The sequence below is a fragment of the Lentzea guizhouensis genome, assembly GCF_001701025.1.
In the GTDB taxonomy this organism is placed as follows: Bacteria; Actinomycetota; Actinomycetes; order Mycobacteriales; family Pseudonocardiaceae; genus Lentzea; species Lentzea guizhouensis.
In genome coordinates this window covers 1,442,523-1,459,069 of record NZ_CP016793.1, presented here as the reverse complement: position 1 = coordinate 1,459,069, position 16,547 = coordinate 1,442,523, and the positions used below count along the sequence as shown (strand labels likewise).

Here is a 16,547-nt window from a genome sequence, read left to right as displayed (position 1 = left end):
CGGTATGCGCACGGTGACGGGCAATTTCGACATACTACGGAGCGTGGCTGAGATCGTTCTGGTGCACGGCATTGCACAGGAGCAGCGCTCCGCGGACGTCCTGGAGAGCACCTGGCTCCCCGCTCTCGCGGGAGGTGTCCGTACCGCGGGCAATCCGGAACGCGCTGATCAGATCTGGCGAGACTCCCGGCCGGGCAACGCTCGCATGGCGTTTTACGGCGACCTCTTCCGCCGCGCTGACCAGCAAGGAGGCGCCGCGAACCTGCAGAGCGCCGAACAGCAGGCCCTCTACGACGCGGTGCTCGCCGCGGTGCTCGCCAACGCCGCCGCGCGCAGCACCGACGACCGCGATCGCCGCGAGGCCGAGCAGGTGCTCGCGACCAACCTGCCCGGTAAACAGGGCGTCCCGGCCATGGCCCGCCCGCTGCTCAACGCCCTGCTCCGCATCGGCCCCTTCGCCCGCCTCGGCATCTCCGCCGCCGAACGCCTGCTCGGCGCACTCAAGCAGGTCTCGCTCTACCTGACCGACGACGAACTCCGCGCCACCGCCCAGCAACGCGTCCTCGACCTCATCGGCCCCGTGACCCGCGTCGTCATCGCCCACTCGCTGGGCACCGTCGTCGCCTACGAAACCCTGCACCGCCTCGACCGGCCGCTCCCGCTGTTCATCACCTCGGCTCGCCGCTGGGCATGCGCACCGTCATCTACGAACGCCTTCGTCCGCAACCGGCGTCCGTGCCCGCGGTCGTGCAGAGCTGGATCAACGCCGCCGACCGTGACAACCTCGTCGCCGCCGACCTTGATCTCACCCGCGGTTTCCCCGGCGCCGACGGTGTGCTGGAAAGCCACTGGACCGTCGACAACGGCGGCAAACCACACGAGGCCACCCATTACCTGACCAAAGCCGTCATCGGCCGTCCCGTCGCCGCAGCGTTGTCGGCGTGAGCGAGACGGCACCGCTACTGTGGCTGTTCTGATCATGTGCTCGGGGGAGGGCAAGTGGGAAGCGTCGTCGCAGGGCCGCGTCGTGCCAATCCGTTCCTGAACCGGATCGGTATCCGGGCGGACATGAACAGGGTGTACGGCGAGTGCGTGGACCAGGGGCGGTCTTGCCTGTTCTACGTACACGGTTTGGACGGCATGGGCCGGATGAGTCTGGCCGGCGAGTTCTTCCACCAGCACCATTCCGATTTCGACGCCTACGTCGAGGTGGCCGCGCGTCAACCGAACGGGAGGCTGACGCCGGCCGGCGAGATGCTCGGCCAGGCGTTGCGCGGGCTCGGGGTGCCGGACACCGAGCTACCGGTGGGACTGGACGACCGGGCCTTCGCGTTTCAGGCGAGGTCGGCTGGTCGCCGGTTCATGATGGTCGTCAGGGACGTGGCGGACGTCGAGCAGGTCACGCTGCTCGTTCCGCACTCCGCGCCTGGCGCCGTCGTGGCGGTGACTGGCCGGGCGATGCTTCGTGGGTTGCTGATGCACGACTTCGTGGACGTTCCGCTGGGCAGGCTGCCGCGCGAGGACGCGAAAACACTGCTCACCGCGTCGATCGGGGCGGACGACGTGCCGACACCGGTCGTGGACGAGCTGGCCGCGATCTGTGACGACGTTCCGCTGCTGATCCGGATTCTCGGCGCCCAGCTGCGCCATCGCGCGCCCAGCGCGATCGAACGGCACCTGCGTCAGTTGCGTGCCTCAGACGCGGCGCTGCTCGAGCTGGAGCACGCGCAACGCGTAGGCAAGTTCCTTGAGGTGACCGAGAGCCTCGTGCGTGAGCAGCAAACGGCCCTGCGGCGGTTGGCCCTGATCCCAGGACCTGACTTCGAGGTGAACGCCGCCGCGGTGGCGTTGGACCTGAGCGCCGACGACGCCGAACAGATGCTCGAAGCCCTCGCCGACAAGCACCTGGTGATCTGGGACAACAGCCGGGACAGGTACTCGCTGTATCGGATGGTGCGCACGCACGCTCGCCGCATGGCGGACAAGGACGACGGCCCGGAGATGATCAAAGAGATCGTCGGGAAGATCACCGCCTGGACACTCCGCGAGGCGATTCCCCGTGACGTGGGGCTGGCCGACCGGTGGCGGGTCGGCCGGGAGTTCGAGTTGTTCGCCGCCGCGAACCTGCGGCCTGTACCGCGTGCCGCGGCCACGGCCTGGTTCGACGTCGAGTGGAAATCACTCGTCGCCTGCGTGCAGGCCGCGCACGAGCAAGGCCTTCATGACATCGCTTCCCAGCTGTGCGTCGCGGCGTTCAAGTATCTGCACTTGCACGGACACTTCGACGACTGGATCGACTGCCACAACCTGGGAGTCCGCTCCACCGAGATCTCCGGTGACATGGCGGGCCGGATGCAGCTGACCTCGCAGCGCGGCGCCGCTCACCTCGCCCTCGGAAACACGAAGGTCGCCAAGCAGGACTTCGAGGCGTCCTGGCAGGCCGCCACCGAGATCGATCATCGGCTCGGCCTGCAGAGCGCGTGGGAGTGGCGTGGCAAGACCGCGGCCGCGGAGGGCGACCTGGACTACGCCTTCCACTGCTTCGATGAGTCCGACGCTGTGATCGAACGGTCCGAGCAGGAGATCCCGCCGAAGCAGCGGACCAGGATGCGCGCCTTGCTGATACTGCATCGCGCCAGGGCGTGGGTGAAGCTGAAGGACTGGAACCGCGCGGTGAACGCGGTGTCGTCGATCATGGAGTATTTCGCCGCGAGCGGCGAGACTGACAACCACGCCAAGTGTCTGCTCGTACTCGGAGATGGCGCGCTGGGTTCCGATGACCCGGCAAAAGCCGCGGGCTACTACGGACAGGCAGCCGCGCTGTTCGCCCGCGACCAGGCTCCTCGCGCGCAGGCCGACGCGCTGCACAAGTCCGGTCTGGCCCAGCGCGCCGCAGGAGACTCCGGTGGAGCCTCTGAGGCGTTCCGATTGGCCAAGGAGCTCTTCGTCAGGCTGGGGGACCGTCGTGCCGATGTGGTGGACGGGCTTCTGCGTGGGCAAGTGAACGACCGCTGAGCGAGACAGTCAGTTGCCGGTTCCCGAGCCGCAGCGTCGCGGTGTCAGGTAGCTCGTCCCACCCTCTGCCGCAGGAAATCCACCGGTAGATCGCGGACGCGCAGGCGACAGCCTCGTCTACATCGGACAGATCCCTCAGGACAACGCCGCGATCGCGATGCACGACCTCGGCGGAGGTGACGGTGAAACCGCAGGACGGCCGACCGGCGAACACCTGCTCGGCCTCGTGCAGATGATCGAGCAGCACGATGGCGGCGTTGCCGTGCAGATCGCGGCGAGGATGTGCCTGCTGCACCACCAGATGCCGGTCAACAGTGTTCGGTGGCTGGTCATCGCGCGGATCGACGTCGGCGGGCCACCTCGTCAACTCCACCGCGTCGTCGTCGTGCCACTCCGCCGCCACCCACCAGGACGTAACCGGAAGCTGTTCGGGGAGCAAGGTGCTCGCCGAGTACGGCGGAACCAATGCCGGCCGTTCCGGCTCGGGCAGCGCCATGAGGTCGTAGAAGGACTTTCTCAACGCGGCGGCCGACGAACCAGGCAGAGACGTCGCAAGCTCCCGCACCTTCGCGAGTCCGCCTTCCGCCGCCTGCGCCAGCGCGGTGCCGAACTGGGGGAGGAACGCCGCCGCCGGGTCGAGCCTGGCTGCGGTGCGTCCCAGTTCGTCCATTGCGGAGCCTTCGGCGATCTGGTGCTCGGGGAACGACGCCAGCAACGTCGCCCGCCCCGCGCACGCCGCATACCCCGTCACCGCGCCGAAATCACCGATCACCACGTCGGCCGCCAGCACGGCCTGCTGCCAGCCGTGGGCAGGTGGGATCAGCCGCAGGCCCGCGCGCAGACTGTCGCCCAGCCAGAGCCTGATCTGCGCGGGCCCGTGGGCGTACCAGGTGTTGGGGTGCAGGACCGCGGCGACGACATGCTGGTCGCCTGGTAGTTCCGCGAGCAGCTGCGCGATGAGGCTCGGGTTGCGCCCCAGCAGCGAATCCGGTCCCCAGGTCGACGTGACGACCACGACCCAGGTGTCGTCGTCCGCGCCCAGGGCGCGCCGGTAGTCACGGCGACGCGGCTCGCTGACGGCCATCCTGTCGAAGCAGGGATCCCCTGCGACCACGGCGGCGTCGAGCGCTTCAGGGACTGCTCCGGCCAGCCGGGCGTACTGCTCGTCGTGTGACAACACGACCGCACGGGGGACTACAGACCCATCGCGCACCAGCCACTCACGCGACAGGCCGTAGACGGAGCGGTTTCCGGTTTCCGGTTTCCGGTTTCCGGTTTCCGGTTTCCGGTTTCCGGTTTCCGGTTTCCGGTTTCCGGTTTCCGGTTTCCGGTTTATTTTCTTAGTATATCCGATTCCGTGCGATAGGATCGCCAGTGGGGCGTGGATGTCATGCAGATTCCCACTATTATGTACGGACAGCGCGAGATCGAACTCGGTGAGAACCGCCTGCTCCCACGGTATGAGCAGCGTGCCCATCGCGCACAGGTGCTCCTCGACCCCGTTGTCAACCGCAGACGCCTGGGGACAGGTGTAGACGATCTGCACACGCTGGTCGCTGTCGAACACGGGAAGGATGTCGGCGAACCGGTTGACGGCGGTCACGGTGTGAACCACCACCAGCACCGTGCGCTCGGTGCCGACGGTCCGCCATCGGGGACCATGCGGCCCGAGTGGCACCTTCAGCCACCGGCTTGACGACAAGATCCCCACTCCCGCGGACGCCTGAACTCCCGCTCACCGTACCCGTCACCCGCTAACGTGATCACGTGACTCCGATCTGGGTGACCGTCCTCGTGGCGGTGATCAGTCTGTTTGCCGCGCTGAGCGCCCAATGGGTCAGCGGCGTCAACCAGCGCAAACTCGCCGTCATCGACCGCGACGCCAAACGAGATGAACGCCAGCTGCAAAGTCGCGAAGACGCCTGCGCGAAGTTCCTCGTGACCGTTCGTGCCTTTCAGAGCGCGGCTCGTGCGGGTGCCGACCCGGACGCCCTGGAAGGTCGGTTGAACACGCTGAGGGAAGCCGCCGCCTTCGTCGAACTGCACGCCCCCAAGCTCGCGGACGGCCCGCTGACCGCCGTGCTCACCGCCGCCAGCCGGTGGTACTCGTTGCTGCTCAACCACTCCGTGACATCGCCGGTCATCAGGGAAACAGACGGCGACTTCGACCAGGCGCTGGTGACACTGCGCGACCTCATGCGCGAGGAACTCGGCACCAGCCGTCGGTAGCAACGCCGCGAATATCGGGTGGCGTTCCTGTCACAAGCCGTTCGCGGTTGAACATCGCAGCGACTACTCGCTGGCCGAACCCGTCGACGATCAACGGGGCGGCGGCGAGTCCGAAGCGCGAGTGCGAGCGACGGAGTGATCACGTCGAGTGCCACCAGGGCCACGACCACGAGCGGGGGCAGGCAGGCTGGCGAGGATGCCGACATTGCTGGGGGGCCCAGGCGCCGCGGGAGTGGGCGGAGAGGGCGATGCCGACCCAGATCGACCAGCGGGCCGCGCATGGCGGAGGCGAGACTTCGCGTGTGCTCCGCTTCGTTCAGATCATTGCGGGAGGACCTTCGATCTGCTGGAGGCGGGGCAGCTGTCGCCGACAGCACCGACGCCGACCCAGATCGACCAGCGGGCCGCGCATGGCGGAGGCGAGACTTCGCGTGTGCTCCGCTTCGTTCAGATCATTGCGGGAGGACCTTCGATCTGCTGGAGGTGGGGCAGCTGTCGCCGACAGCACCGACGCCGAGGTCATGCGTCAGCTCGGTGTCGACGAGTTCCAACGCGTTGTCGTCGGCATCGGCACCAACCTCGAAGCCAGCATCCTCACGACCGCCGTTCTGGTCGACCTCGGAGTTCCGGACATCTGGGCGAAGGCGATCAGCCACGAGCACCGCCGCATCCTCGAACGCATCGGCGCCCATCACGTCGTGCTGCCCGAGCACGAGATGGGCGAGCGCGTTGCGCACCGCGTGACCGGACGGATGCTGGACTACTTCGAGTTCGAGGACGACTACGCCTTGATCAAGGCCCTCCCACCGGAGGAGGTGATCGGGCAGCCGCTCGGCCAGAGCAAGCTCCGGTCCAAGTACGGCGTCACCGTCGTCGGCGTCAAACACCTGGGAGACGGCTTCACCCACGCCACCGCCGACACCGTGGTCAACCGAGGCGACGTGCTGATCGTCGCCGGGAAGACCAAGGACGTCGAAAGGCTGGCTGACCTGACATAACGATTTCCTGACGACATCCATACGTGTCCTGTCTTGCCCAGGCCCGTTCTTCCAAGAAACGGGTTCCTCGCCGCACACGTCGCCTTGTCGGACACCGACAACCAGCGTCGTAGCCGGGCAGGTAGCCCATGATCGCGTGCTGGAGTTCTTGGGCTTCCCAGACGGACACCCTCAATGGTCTGCGTTGGGATCATCTCGCACATATGATGGCGACACGCCCAGGGCGAGTTCGTGGACGTGGCGAACGCCGCCCAAGCCTGCGCCCAGGTCGAGGAACTGCTCGATCCCGGCCGTGAGCATGTGCGGCACCGCGCGCCGCACAAAAGCGCGGCTCTCCCGGACGAACATGTCGTAGCGCGGTACCGACTCTATGATTGCGTCGGCCACCGCACGGTCCGAGGCAAAACTGTGCCCGCCGCCGAGCAGGTGGTCATAGATCCGGGACAGCGACGACACGTTGACATCGACCGGCGCGCCCCACTCGTGCGCACCCTCCTGCATCGCCATCACCGCGTCGTTCCCCCCGCCCTGGCTCGTCATCACGAGCCGACTCGCTGCGCACCCTGGCCGACTCCGGCAGGCTGACCGGTAGCGGTTCGTCCGCTGCTGCCTGAAGTCGACCGAGTCGATCGGTGTCGGCGATTAGACCGGCGATAGGAAGATCCAAACCAGAGCGGAACCAGGGCGCTCATAAGGCGTTGGTGGGGCGACACCCCGCCTGAGCAGCCCTTCTACCTCGGCCATGATCACTCGTACGGGTGCCACCGGGCGCGGCCGAGTCGAGCTGGGAGGGTCAGTTCTCCATAAGCTCTTGATCGTCCGGGACACGATGTTCCGGATACCCGGGTCGGCGGGGTGTGACAATCAGTTCTCTGCCGGTGGATGGCTCGCGACGAGTGGCCGCCCCGCCGACCTGGACGCCTCGGCCTCTGATTAAGACCTGTGCGCACAGTCGCTGTTTATGGAGGTGCCGGCGAGGTCGTCCACGGGCCTGAGCTGCGAGAACGAGAGGACGGGCCGCGTGGCGGTTCGCGAACGGATCTGGGTCGGCATCGACGTGGGCAAGATCGCCCACCACGCCAGCGCGGTGGACGAGACCGGGAAAGTCGTGTTCTCCCAACGGGTCGACAACGGCCAGGTCGCGATCGAGCAGCTCGTCGCGCGGGCGGGCAAAGCCGCTGCCGAGGTGCGGTGGGCGGTGGACCTGACCTCGGGCGCGGCCGGGCTGCTGGTCATGCTGCTGCTGGCCACCGGACAGCCGGTGACCTACGTGTCCGGGCAGACGGTCAACCGCATGGCGGGCGCCTTCGGTGGCGAGGGCAAGACCGACGCCAAGGACGCACGGATCATCGCCGAGACGTCCCGAATGCGCGGCGACCTGCCCCGACTGTCCGTCCCGGACCAGGTAGTGACCGACCTGGCGGTGCTCACCGCGCGACGGGCCGATCTGATGAACGACTGGGTTCGTGACGTCAACCGCCTGCGCGAGCTGCTGTCCTCGATCTTTCCCGCCCTGGAGAAAAGGCTGGACTGCACCACCCGCGCCGCGCTGACCCTGCTGACCGGTTTCCAGACCCCGGCGGCGGTCCGCGACGCCGGTGAACCCGGCCTGACCCGCCACCTGCACGATCTGGGCGTTCGCCCCGGGACCGCGCACACCGTGACCGCCAAGGCCCTGGCCGCCGCAGCGGAACAGACCGCCGCCCTGCCCGCCGAGGCCGTCACCGCGCCGCTGATCGCCCGCCTGTCCAGGCAACTGCTCGACCTGGATCGCGAGGCCAAAGACCTCACCAAACAGATCGGCGACACCTTCCGCACCCACCCCCAGGCCGCGATCATCGAGAGCCTGCCCGGCCTGGGGCCGGTGCTGGGCGCGGAGTTCCTGGTCGGCACGGGCGGCGACCTGTCCGCCTTCCGCGGCCCCGACAAACTCGCCGCGTTCGCCGGCCTGGCCCCGATGCCCCGCGACTCCGGCCGGGTGAGCGGCAACCGGCGCAAACCCCGGCGCTATTACCGGGGCCTGCGCCGGGTGTTCTACATGGCCGCCCTCGTCTCGACCATGCGCGAAGGCCCATCGAAGACGTTCTACCAGCGCAAGCGAACCGAGGGTAAACATCACGTCCAAGCCCTGATCGCCCTGGCCCGCCGCCTGGTCGACGTGCTGTGGGCGCTGCTGCGCGACAACCGGCCCTTCACACCGGCCGTCACCGACACAGCAGCAGTCCCTACGGCCGCTTGACACGGATCATTAAGACTCGTCGAAGTACGCCTCGACGGCGCCGCGGAGCTGTGCGAGTCGCTTCGACACAGCGCTGTGGTTGGCGTAGCCGAGGACGTCGGCGATTTCGGTCGTGCAGGTGACGCCACTGTTGAGCACCGCGTCTAGGATTCGTCTAGGGTGCTGGATGCCGATTGATCGTGAGATTGTGATTTCTCGGTATCGCGCGGCTGTGCCACATCATCAGAGTTGCTTTCGCCGCAGACGGCCTACGACATCACGCGGGTGTTCACCGCCACGACAGCGCTGTCGGGATCGTCAGGATGGTCGGGGTCGAGCCAGATGGTGGCCAGGTCACCGATTCTTGGCAGCAGGGTCCAGGTGAATGTTCCCGACCGGCTCACCATGCGCGAGCGGCCTTCGAGTCGCGGAATGTGACTGTCACCGTTGCCCATGGCAGTCCCTCGATCTCGACGCCGTCGTGATCAGAGTCGGACACGACCCCGAGCCGCTCGATCCCTTCCGACTGGACTCGAGCGATCCGGGCCATATGGTGGCCGTGGCGTTGGGCCGCCCGCAAGGCTGTGACAGCGGCCGGGCACGGCGATGACCGCGAGGACTGCGGGAAACCAGTAGCGGGACGTCCAGGCCATCCACGGCCCCACTCCCCATGTCGATCCAGCCCGTCCGGCCGCGTCGACGAAGACACCCGCACGGGGTGGAGCGGTCCACAGCGCCGCGGCGTTAAGGCCGAATGCCACCGCGACACAACCGGAGTTCACGGCCAACGGCATCGCAGCCGACGTCATACCGCGCCATCGGCGAGCCATCGCCGATTGAACAGCGAAACTGACGACGAAGCCGGCGAAGGCACCGACAAACAGCGCCCACAGGCCCTTCGGTACGTCGTTGATCGGCATCATGTCCTCGGTCAGATAAGCCGATCCCGCCGGGAACGTGGCGGCATCGGCGAGTCCGTACCCGAACAGCGCCCACATCACCCCGCCCACCCACAGCCACACCCGCTCCGCCCGCAGACCGCTTGTCTCGCGCCAGTCCGGTCTTGTCGCCAGTACGCGTCACCAACGTCTCCATCCCGAAACGACCGGTTTACTTGTGCACGCTCGTCCGCTCGGCCCGCCATACCGACGCACGCGGTAGGCCTCCTGGTTCCACCGACATCGGCACTGCTCGTACTTGCGGTGACATCGTGCTGCACGCCACCAGGGCACCGCGCTGCGCACACCACGAGTGACATCTCTGATCGCCCAGCCCTTCGCCTGACATCATCGTCCCGCACGACAACAGCAAAGCCCCAAGCGATCTAGACCGTTCGGCAGTGTTCATGCTACCAAAAAGGGTAATACTGCTTGATCTCGTGCGATCTGAGCTGCCTTCACACATGCTTCGCAGGCTGGTGTCTGGCGTGTACGGATGAAGCGTCGGGGCTGGATGCGACGGAGAGCAAGGTTGTCCAATTCGGACAACATTCGTTGCTGTCGTAGTAAGGTCCACGCGAGCAGGACCGATCCTGCACAGCGCCATTGGACCGATCCCGAACCACACACCATTTTGCCGAGGGCGAGGAGACACTGTGAGATATCAAGTGCCATCTGCTGTAGTCGCAATGGTGTTGATGGCCGGCTGCGGCTCCTCCGCATCCCCGGCCGAGAACCAGGGGCCAATCGGCCACAGGAAGGCGGTCAAAGGTCCTGAGGTCTGCACCTTGGTTCCGGCTGAGCAGCTTGCGCGGCAACTGAACGTGTCCAAGATCGAGAAAAGAGATGGCCCGCTGGAAAGGATGGGCAGCTGCAGCTGGGTGATCCCGATAGATGGCGCCGCCGACCCGCAGCTCTCCCTGCATGGCGAAGCCAGACTCGGCTTCGGTAAATCGGACACCGTCGGTGGGGTTCGGGCCCGGCGGCAATATGAATCACACGTCAACGCATGCACTGTCTCGGTCGCTTTGTCGGGCACCACCGATCCGGCGGCCGGAGACGACAAAAGTAGCGATCCCGCTATTTCCGTCCGCTACTCCGGACCTACTGATGCTTCGGAAACGGAAGTATGCAAGGCGGCAGACGCGGTAGCTGAAACGTATCTCCGGGCGCTGCCCATGGCATGAGCTCGTGACAGCTTAGCTGAATTGGGTATTTTGCGGCGCGGCGTATCACCGCTGAGCTGTAACACCGGGCCGGTCATGCCGTAGTTGATGTCGTCGTCCTCAGGGGCTCGTCCCGCGCACGTACCGGCTCGGCGGCATCCGCGAGAAGCAATCATGCGGGTGTCTAGCAGCAGGGTCGCGACCGTGAGCCATGTGGCGGCGCGCGTGCACATCCCGCGAGTCAATTTCCCGTCAAGTCCTGCTCGTGTAAGGACCGACGCAACAGGCGTCAAGATCCCGTAAAATGAGCCGAGCTTGCCTTCCGTGGCCGGCCGCCGATTGCACAACAGTCACGACCTCAGTGCGACGCTCAGGAGTGGCGCGGGCGACGTTGTCGGCCGCCGTCGAATCGCTGTGTCTGGGCTGACGACATTGCCCTGTTCAGCAGCAGGAACCTTGAACCAGCAGGAGCACCCGCTCTGGCTGAACATCCCTCTGCAGATTAAGCGGCTGGCTCACATGGCGGTGCGTCTGAGCGGGGAGTCGCGGGCCGCCTGAGCTAACGTCAGGTCCTGTCGAGGCGCGGCCGAGGCGCCGGATGCGGAGCCGTTTCGTTCTGAGGTCTCGAGATTGCCCAGGCATGCGGCTGTGGGAGTAGCTCGCAAGCATCGACCGGAAGAGGAAGTTGTGGTGGACGATTCGACTGCGCAGTCGGGTGAGGTCGATCTTACTCGGCCCAGCGCGGCCAGAGTGTACGACTACTATCTCGGGGGCGCGCATAACTTCGCGGTGGACCGGGAGATGGCCGAGCGGGCAATGGGGATGTGGCCGGATCTGCCGTTGATCATGCAGGCGAACCGGGCGTTTCTGCGCCGCGCCGTGCGGTTCTGCGTCGACGCCGGCATCCGGCAGTTCCTCGATCTCGGCTCGGGCATTCCGGCCGTGGGCAATGTGCACGAGATCGCCCAGGCCGCAGCTCCTGACGCGCGGGTCGTGTACGTGGACAGCGATCCCGTCGCCGTCGCCTACAGCCGCAGCATCCTCGCTGGAAACGAGCTGACCGCTGCGGTGCAGGCGGATCTGCGCAAGCCGGATGCGGTGCTGGGCAGCCCCGAAGTCCGTTCACTGCTGAACTTTGACGAGCCGATGGCGGTCATGATGGTCGCAGTGCTGCACTTCGTGTCCGACAACGACGACCCCGCGGCCATCGTTGCGGGCTACCGCGAGGTGATGGCACCCGGCAGCGTGCTGGCCATCTCACACGCCACCCAGGACGGTCAGCCGCAGCAAGCGGCTTCGCACCAGGATCTCTACCGCCACACACCAACCCCGATGACCATGCGCTCCAAGCCACAGGTCGCTGGCCTGCTTGCGGGATTCGACATCATGGAGCCCGGCGTCGTGTTTCTGCCGCTGTGGCGGCCCGCCTCCCCCGACGACGTGGACGAGCACCCGGAGCGGTTCAGCGGTCTCGCCGCTGTCTGCCGGAAGAGCTGTCGGCGGTCATGCCACTGCTCCCACCGAACGGTCGGTGACCAGAGTCATCGGCTGTGCCAGCCGCGCGAACGGCGTGACCAGGCCGACCAGCGGCACCGGGGGTGACTCGTCGTCCGCCTCGGTCAGGTGCACCACCAGATCACGGCGCCGGAACACCGTGGTTCCACCGGAGGTGACGGTGATGCCGGCGAGCCGCTGGGCCAGTTCGCTGGCGTGCCCTGGCAGCGACTCGTACAGGACGGCCCTGCGCGGCAGGCGACCCGTGCGGCCGTTGCCGGACGCCACCCGCATCACGGTGGTCGCGAGGAACCGACGGAGGCTCGCCTCGTCGGTCACATCGCAGTCGTGCACCAGGTGCGGCCGCAGCCGCTGCTCCACCGCCAGGATCTGTGGTTGTTCCGCCAGGTGCCGGACGGCTTGTGAAGGAGGGCAGGTGATGTCCACGACCCGTACCACGACACGTCCTGCAATGAAGACCGACGTGCGCTCCAGCAGCGCCCACCCCGTCTCCGGCCTGCACACCGGAAGGTGTGCGCACCTGAAGAGGATGTCGGCTGCCTTCGCCTCCGATCCGGCTCGCACCGGGAACGTCAACGCATAGCGGTCGACGGTTCGGCCGCCGGTCGTCGTGACCGCCGGGAAGCCACCACAGTGGCCACCGGGAGACCGCTCGTTCATCGGAACAGCACCTGGTCGACCACGGTCGGCAGGACATCGGGATGGGGAGTGGCCGGGCTGCGCCACGCGATGAACCCGTCCGGGCGGATCAGGACGGCGCCGTCGTCGTTGATGCCGTAGCGGCGGGTGAAGTCGCCGGTGGGGTCGTGCAGGGTGTCGCCGATGCGGTGCTGCTCGACACAGGCGTCCGAGAGGTCTGCGGTCTGCTGCCAGTCCGGGCCGGCGACGAGCACCAGGCCGCGCCCCATCAGGTCGACAGGGGACAGTGCGGTTCCGTTGTGCTCCAAGGTGAGGTGAGGTGCTCGGCAGCCCGGTGCGGCGGTGGGGTGGTCGGGGTCTTCCACCGGACCGGGAGCGGGGGTGCCGTCCGGGACGAAGGCGCCTTCGGGGTAGGTGTAGCCGAACATCGTCGCCCGCTGGCGGATGGCGCTGTCGCGTGCGTCGCCTGGCTTGCCGTTGACCAGACCGTACCGCTCGACGGTCAGCGCGGTGGTGTGCCGGGCCACGGGGAGGCGTTCGGTCTCGTAGGTGTCCAGCAGGCCTGAACCGGCCACGCCGCGGTGGTGCAGGGCGATCTTCCACGCCAGGTTGAAGACGTCCTGGACAGCGGTGGCCACGCCGAAGGTGCCCACGGGTGGCATGACGTGGGCGGCGTCGCCGGCGACGAACGCCCGGCCGACGCGCATGCGGTGGGCGACCTGGCCGGAGATCTCCCACGGGGTCTCGGACACGCGGTCGATCACGATCGGCAGGTCGTCCATGCCGATGGCCGTGCGCAGCAGGTGTACGCACCGCTCCTCGGTGAAGTCGGCGACGTCGTCACCCGGCCGCAGGGAGACGGCGAACCGCCACCGCTTCGCGCCGTCGATGGACGTGAGGAAGCCGTGCACGGCGGGGTTGCGCACGGTCAACGCGACTATCTTGCGTCCCTGCAACGGTTCGCGGAGATCGGCGTCGAAGTAGATGTTGACCTTGCGCGCCAGGATGTCCGAGCCGTCCTGCCCGACGTCGAGCATGCGGCGAACAGGACTGTGCGCGCCGTCCGCCACGACGAGGTAGTCGGCACGCACACGCTCTTCCCGCCCGGTGCGGTGATCGCGCACCAGCGCGCCAACGCCGTCGGGTTCGTTGTCCACCGCCACCACCTCGTGGTGGTAGCGCACGTCCGCGCCGGTCTGGACGGCGTGTGCGCGCAGCAGCGGTTCGAGCTGGTTCTGGTCGATCGCGGCCCACCGGCAGGGGCTCAGCGCGTCCGAGCCGGTGTCGAGGCGGTTGGGCAGCCGCAGCAGTTCAGGGCCCGCCAGGAACTCGGCGTGGGCGACGACGGTGTGGTCGGCGATCGGTGACCGCACCCGCCCGATGGTCTGCTCCAGGCCCACGGCGCGGTAGAGCTCCATGGTGCGCGGGTTGAGCGCGCGGGCCCTGGGGTCGGTCGACGGTTCGGGGTGGCGCTCCACCAGCAGGGTCGGCACGCCGTACCGGGCGAGGAACACGGCGGCGGACAGGCCGGCCACGCCCCCGCCCGCGATCAGCACCGGGATCTCAGACATGGCGCTCCCAGCGGTAGAACTCCTGCGCCATCGCGTCCTTGGGCTCGCGCCATGTGTCGGGGTCGTAGGCGGAGACGAACGGGCTCAGGTCCTGGCTGATCCGCCGGAACCGGGGGTCGTCACGGTGCGAGGCCACCGCCTCGGCCAACGGGCGGTCGCTCTCCACCAGGTGCAGGTAGAGCCGGCCGAACCGGAACAGGCTGCGTGCCCGCACGCCGAGCGCGGTGGGCAGGCCGGAGTGGCGGTCGGAGTTGGCGAACACGGCGGCGACCTCGTCGGCGGACTCGGGGACCATGCGGGCGACGATCAGGGTGCGGTGCACGCGACCTCCTCGACCTTCCGCTTGATGAGCGCCATCTGGACGCGGCTGTTGTCGTTGATGCGCTTGGTCATGGCGGCGTCGTCCACGGGGGCGTCGGGTTTCATCGCGAAGTCCTGCACCCAGCGCATGCGCACGCCCGTGTCGAGTTGCTCGTAGGTCCAGCGGATGTGCATCCGCTCGAACGGCCCCGTCTCGACGCGTCGGGCGGTGACCGTTCCGGTGGCCCGGTCCGCGACGCGTTCGGACACCCAGCTCCACACCTTGCCGGCCGCGTCCGGGTGCATCGTGAGGCGGAACAGCACGCGGTCGCCGTCGCGTTCGAGCACCTCGACCGAGGCGTACTCGCTGAACAGCTCCGGCCAGCGCTCGACGTCGTTGGTGCGTTCCCACACCAGCTCCATCGGCGCGTCGATGACGATCTCGTTCTCGGTGTGCCCGCTCATCCTCAGGCCCTCCCTGGCAGCAGGGCCAGCAGTTCGGGCGGTGACTGGTGCGGTCGCAGTTCGACGTCCCTGGACACGCCGTGGTCGCGTTGCAGCTCGGCCAGCACGCCCATCAGACCGAGGGAGTCCACGCCGAGGTCGTCGAAGGTGCGGTCGGGGTCGGTGACCTGCTCGCCGGTCACGGGAACCCCGGTGCAGCGGCTGATCAGCGCTGCCAGGTCGTCGGGGGAAAGTCGGGTGTCCACGTCAGATACCTCCGCTGGTCGGTGATTCCGGGTGGCGCAGCACGAGCGCCGAATTCCCGCCGTACACACCGCGGGACAGCACCAGGACGGTGCGCAGGTCGACCGGGCGGGCGACGCCGGTGACCAGGTCGAGGTCGAACCGGCACTCGCGCACGCCCGGGGTGGGCGGCACCAGACCGTGTTCGAGGGCCAGCACCGCGGTGGCGACGTCGAGCACGGCCGCGGCGGCGTAGCAGCGCCCGTACCCGGCTTTGGGCGCGGTCACCGGCACTCGGCTCGCGCGCTCGCCCAGCAGCAGGCGCAACGCCTCGGCTTCGGCGGCGTCGGCACGCGGGTCGGCCATCGCGTCGAGGAACACCGCGTCCACGTCGTCGGGGTCAGACCGGCCTCGGCCAGCGCGCCCGCGGCGGCTCGCAGCAGTCCCTGCGCCGACCGGTCGAACCGCCGCCGACCGGTGTAGGTCGCGCAGTGCCCCGCCACCATTGCTTTCACGGCGGCGCCCCGGCGGTGCGCGGCGTCGGCGTGCTCCACGACGAGCATGGCGCCGCCCTCGGCCGGCGCGAACCCGTCGGCCCGCTCGGTGAACGGCTGGTAGGCCGTGGCAGGGTCGCCGGAGGTGCTGAGCAGCCCCAATCCGAGCTGGCAGCACATCGCGTACGGGCAGAACGGGGCTTCCGCGCCGCCGACGAGCATGGCCCGTGCGCCTCGTCGCAGCTCACCTCCGGCGGCGGCGAGGACGTCCAGGCCGCCCGCCTCGTCGGCGACCAGCACTCCGGACGGGCCGCGCAGGCCGTTGCCGATGGAGATCTGGCCGGAGCACGCGGCGTAGAACCAGGCGATCGACTGGTAGGGGCCCACGTGTTCGGGTCCGTGCCGCCACAGCCGTTCGATCTCCCGCTGGCCGAACTCCACACCGCCGCTGTAGCTGGCCGTCATCACGCCGAACTCGAAGGGCTCCACGGCGGCCGGGTCCAGCTCAGCGTCGCGCAGCGCCAGGTCGGCCGCGGCGAGGGCGAAGTGGGTGAACCGGTCGGTCTGCACGGTGATCCGCGGTTCGACCCATCCGTCCGGTCCGAACCCGGTCACCTCGCCCGCCACGGTGACCGGATAGGGGTTGGGCTCGAACCGCTCGAGCGGCGCCAGCGCCAAGTGCCCGTCGCGCACGGCGGGCCAGAACTCGTCGACCCCGAGACCGCTCGGGGCGATCACGCCGAGACCGGTCACGACGGGCGCGGAACCGGTGGGCGC

General features: G+C 68.0%; 16 protein-coding genes and 2 pseudogenes. 7 read left to right on the top strand and 11 right to left on the bottom strand.

Features of this window, described 5'->3' with window-relative positions; all coding sequences use genetic code 11:
* The first annotated feature begins 4 nt into the window (after nt 1-4).
* Together BBK82_RS07435 and BBK82_RS07430 are read left to right on the top strand one after the other, a co-directional pair.
* Entirely contained in the window at nt 5-898 is an 894-nt protein-coding gene (locus BBK82_RS07435; protein ID WP_237048067.1) for a hypothetical protein, read from the top strand.
* 170 nt (nt 899-1,068) lie between these two features.
* A complete protein-coding gene (locus BBK82_RS07430) occupies nt 1,069-3,015 on the top strand; it encodes a hypothetical protein (protein WP_154697143.1) in 1,947 nt (648 codons plus the stop codon).
* Here BBK82_RS07430 and BBK82_RS07425 read toward each other — a convergent pair.
* The gene (locus BBK82_RS07425) at nt 2,948-4,618 is read right to left on the bottom strand and encodes a hypothetical protein (protein ID WP_154697142.1); all 1,671 of its coding nucleotides are present in this window, start codon (nt 4,616-4,618) and stop codon (nt 2,948-2,950) included. The two genes, BBK82_RS07430 and BBK82_RS07425, sit on opposite strands and share 68 nt — an antisense overlap.
* A 179-nt stretch (nt 4,619-4,797) precedes the next feature.
* On the opposite strand from BBK82_RS07425, the gene BBK82_RS07415 reads away from it, so the two are divergent.
* Nucleotides 4,798-5,244 carry a hypothetical protein gene (locus tag BBK82_RS07415; protein ID WP_154697141.1) on the top strand — a complete coding sequence of 149 codons (447 nt, stop codon included), beginning with the start codon at nt 4,798-4,800 and terminating at the stop codon, nt 5,242-5,244.
* A 521-nt stretch (nt 5,245-5,765) separates the two neighbouring features.
* On the top strand, nt 5,766-6,242 hold the full coding sequence (locus BBK82_RS56640) for a potassium channel family protein (protein WP_418287484.1): 477 nt from the start codon (nt 5,766-5,768) through the stop codon (nt 6,240-6,242).
* Between the two features lie 246 nt (nt 6,243-6,488).
* On the opposite strand, the pseudogene BBK82_RS07405 reads toward BBK82_RS56640, so the two are convergent.
* A pseudogene (locus tag BBK82_RS07405) lies at nt 6,489-6,743 on the bottom strand (SAM-dependent methyltransferase); the annotation flags it as partial.
* A 520-nt stretch (nt 6,744-7,263) separates the two neighbouring features.
* Between BBK82_RS07405 and BBK82_RS07400 the strand changes: the two are divergent.
* Nucleotides 7,264-8,481 (top strand): IS110 family RNA-guided transposase, encoded by a 1,218-nt coding sequence (locus BBK82_RS07400; RefSeq protein WP_065920881.1) that lies wholly within the window; start codon nt 7,264-7,266, stop codon nt 8,479-8,481.
* A 9-nt stretch (nt 8,482-8,490) separates the two neighbouring features.
* On the opposite strand, the gene BBK82_RS55730 is transcribed toward BBK82_RS07400, so the two are convergent.
* Together BBK82_RS55730 and BBK82_RS07395 are read right to left on the bottom strand one after the other, a co-directional pair.
* A complete protein-coding gene (locus BBK82_RS55730) occupies nt 8,491-8,619 on the bottom strand; it encodes a hypothetical protein (RefSeq protein WP_257785439.1) in 129 nt (42 codons plus the stop codon).
* Between the two features lie 110 nt (nt 8,620-8,729).
* Nucleotides 8,730-8,915, bottom strand: a complete 186-nt coding sequence (locus tag BBK82_RS07395; RefSeq protein WP_065914339.1) for a hypothetical protein — start codon at nt 8,913-8,915, stop codon at nt 8,730-8,732.
* 1,172 nt (nt 8,916-10,087) lie between these two features.
* On the opposite strand from BBK82_RS07395, the gene BBK82_RS49890 reads away from it, so the two are divergent.
* Both BBK82_RS49890 and BBK82_RS07390 read left to right on the top strand, forming a co-directional pair.
* Nucleotides 10,088-10,585 (top strand): hypothetical protein, encoded by a 498-nt coding sequence (locus BBK82_RS49890; RefSeq protein ID WP_154697140.1) that lies wholly within the window; start codon nt 10,088-10,090, stop codon nt 10,583-10,585.
* Between the two features lie 627 nt (nt 10,586-11,212).
* On the top strand, nt 11,213-12,166 hold the full coding sequence (locus BBK82_RS07390) for an SAM-dependent methyltransferase (RefSeq protein ID WP_335618055.1): 954 nt from the start codon (nt 11,213-11,215) through the stop codon (nt 12,164-12,166).
* Here the strand turns inward: BBK82_RS07390 and BBK82_RS07385 are convergent.
* From BBK82_RS07385 to BBK82_RS56190, 7 genes and pseudogenes are all read right to left on the bottom strand, one after another.
* The gene (locus BBK82_RS07385; RefSeq protein ID WP_065914337.1) at nt 12,068-12,739 is read right to left on the bottom strand and encodes a SchA/CurD-like domain-containing protein; all 672 of its coding nucleotides are present in this window, start codon (nt 12,737-12,739) and stop codon (nt 12,068-12,070) included. The two genes, BBK82_RS07390 and BBK82_RS07385, sit on opposite strands and share 99 nt — an antisense overlap.
* Nucleotides 12,736-14,289, bottom strand: a complete 1,554-nt coding sequence (locus tag BBK82_RS07380) for an FAD-dependent monooxygenase (RefSeq protein WP_065914336.1) — start codon at nt 14,287-14,289, stop codon at nt 12,736-12,738. The genes BBK82_RS07385 and BBK82_RS07380 overlap by 4 nt, the downstream gene beginning before the upstream one ends.
* Nucleotides 14,282-14,611 carry a TcmI family type II polyketide cyclase gene (locus BBK82_RS07375; protein ID WP_065914335.1) on the bottom strand — a complete coding sequence of 110 codons (330 nt, stop codon included), beginning with the start codon at nt 14,609-14,611 and terminating at the stop codon, nt 14,282-14,284. The genes BBK82_RS07380 and BBK82_RS07375 overlap by 8 nt, the downstream gene beginning before the upstream one ends.
* A complete protein-coding gene (locus tag BBK82_RS07370; protein ID WP_065914334.1) occupies nt 14,596-15,054 on the bottom strand; it encodes an SRPBCC family protein in 459 nt (152 codons plus the stop codon). The genes BBK82_RS07375 and BBK82_RS07370 overlap by 16 nt, the downstream gene beginning before the upstream one ends.
* A gap of 2 nt (nt 15,055-15,056) precedes the next feature.
* Nucleotides 15,057-15,299 (bottom strand): acyl carrier protein, encoded by a 243-nt coding sequence (locus tag BBK82_RS07365; protein WP_065914333.1) that lies wholly within the window; start codon nt 15,297-15,299, stop codon nt 15,057-15,059.
* A gap of 1 nt (nt 15,300) precedes the next feature.
* Nucleotides 15,301-15,948: a beta-ketoacyl-[acyl-carrier-protein] synthase family protein gene (locus tag BBK82_RS56195; RefSeq protein WP_335618113.1), complete on the bottom strand. Its 648-nt coding sequence runs from the start codon at nt 15,946-15,948 to the stop codon at nt 15,301-15,303.
* Nucleotides 15,876-16,508 (bottom strand): annotated as a pseudogene (locus tag BBK82_RS56190) (beta-ketoacyl synthase N-terminal-like domain-containing protein); the annotation flags it as partial. The gene BBK82_RS56195 and the pseudogene BBK82_RS56190, both read right to left, overlap by 73 nt.
* Between the last annotated feature and the right edge of the window lie 39 nt (nt 16,509-16,547).

Coding starts and splice junctions, on each gene's coding strand:
- BBK82_RS07435 (WP_237048067.1), top strand. CDS start 5: ATGCGCACGGTGACGGGCAATTTCGACATACTACGGAGCGTGGCTGAG.
- BBK82_RS07385 (WP_065914337.1), bottom strand. CDS start 12,739: ATGAACGAGCGGTCTCCCGGTGGCCACTGTGGTGGCTTCCCGGCGGTC.
- BBK82_RS49890 (WP_154697140.1), top strand. CDS start 10,088: ATGGTGTTGATGGCCGGCTGCGGCTCCTCCGCATCCCCGGCCGAGAAC.
- BBK82_RS07380 (WP_065914336.1), bottom strand. CDS start 14,289: ATGTCTGAGATCCCGGTGCTGATCGCGGGCGGGGGCGTGGCCGGCCTG.
- BBK82_RS07370 (WP_065914334.1), bottom strand. CDS start 15,054: ATGAGCGGGCACACCGAGAACGAGATCGTCATCGACGCGCCGATGGAG.
- BBK82_RS56640 (WP_418287484.1), top strand. CDS start 5,766: ATGCGTCAGCTCGGTGTCGACGAGTTCCAACGCGTTGTCGTCGGCATC.
- BBK82_RS07430 (WP_154697143.1), top strand. CDS start 1,069: ATGAACAGGGTGTACGGCGAGTGCGTGGACCAGGGGCGGTCTTGCCTG.
- BBK82_RS07395 (WP_065914339.1), bottom strand. CDS start 8,915: ATGGGCAACGGTGACAGTCACATTCCGCGACTCGAAGGCCGCTCGCGC.